2 protein-coding genes are annotated in these 1,168 nt (G+C 64.0%); both read left to right on the forward strand.

The window, feature by feature from the left end:
• Positions 1 to 589, forward strand: a 589-nt coding sequence (locus tag EOA49_RS32020; RefSeq protein WP_164749388.1) for a biotin--[acetyl-CoA-carboxylase] ligase, incomplete at its 5' end; no start/stop codon positions are given.
• A gap of 49 nt (positions 590 to 638) precedes the next feature.
• A partial coding sequence (locus EOA49_RS32025; RefSeq protein WP_164749389.1) for a ribonuclease J occupies positions 639 to 1,168 on the forward strand: 530 nt, incomplete at its 3' end.

Raw genomic sequence — 1,168 nt, forward strand, 5'->3', positions numbered from 1 at the left:
GCGGCTCGCCGCGACGCTTGGCTTCGTCGCCGGGCTTGCGTTGGCCGACGCGCTCGATGCCGTCGTGCCGCAAGGGCGGATCGCCGTTGGCCTGGACGGAGCCAGCGAAGGACGCAACCGCTTCGAGCTGAAATGGCCGAACGACGTGCTCGCCACCGGCGCCAAGCTTGCCGGCATCCTGCTGGAATCGGCTCTGCTCGAAGGCGGCCGTTTCGCGGTTGCCGTCGGCATCGGCGTCAATGTCGTGGCATACCCCGAGGATCTGCCTTATCCGGCGACGTCGCTGCAGGCACTTGGCGCCAATTGCGATGCCGAGATGCTGTTCCTGGCGCTCTCGGATGCGTGGAGCGAGAATTTCAGATTGTGGGACGACGGGCGGGGACTTAGCGCGATCAGGAAACGCTGGTTGGCTCGCGCCGCGGGGCTCGGCGGTGAGGTTGCTGTCAGAATTGACGGCAATGTGGTGCGCGGCGTCTTCGAAACCATTGACGAGGACTGCCGTTTCGTGATCCGCGACGATGACGGAACTGTTTTGACGATCGCGGCCGGCGACGTGCATTTCGGCGCGGTCGCGTCGGCCCGTCTTTGACGACTTGATTTGATTGGCTTGGCCTGACTGGCCAGGAAGGAAAGGATTTATGGCGAATACTGAGAACGCCGAACTCGTCTTCGCGCCGCTCGGCGGCGTCGGCGAGATCGGCATGAACTTCGCCCTCTATGGCTACGGGCCCGCGGACGCGCGCGAATGGATCGTAGTCGATGTCGGAGTCACATTTCCGGACAGCGCGCATCCGGGCGTCGATCTGATCCTGCCCGACACACGCTTCATCGAGGAGAACCTCGACGGCTTGCGCGGCGTGGTCGTAACCCATGCGCATGAGGACCATTACGGCGCGCTGCTCGATATCTGGCCGAAGCTCAAAGTGCCGGTCTGGATGACGCCGTTCACCGCCGGCCTGCTGGAGGCCAAACGGCAGGGCGAGCAGAACGCGCCAAAAATCCCGGCAATGATCTACAGGGCCGGCGAGACGTTCACTATCGGGCCGTTCGAGATCGAAGCCATCCCGGTTGCGCATTCCATTCCCGAGCCGATGTCGCTGGCGATCGCTACGCCCGCCGGCACGGTAATCCACACCGGCGACTGGAAGATCGATCCGGCGCCGACGAT

Source organism: Mesorhizobium sp. M1A.F.Ca.IN.020.04.1.1 (assembly GCF_003997315.1).
In the GTDB taxonomy this organism is placed as follows: domain Bacteria; phylum Pseudomonadota; class Alphaproteobacteria; order Rhizobiales; family Rhizobiaceae; genus Mesorhizobium.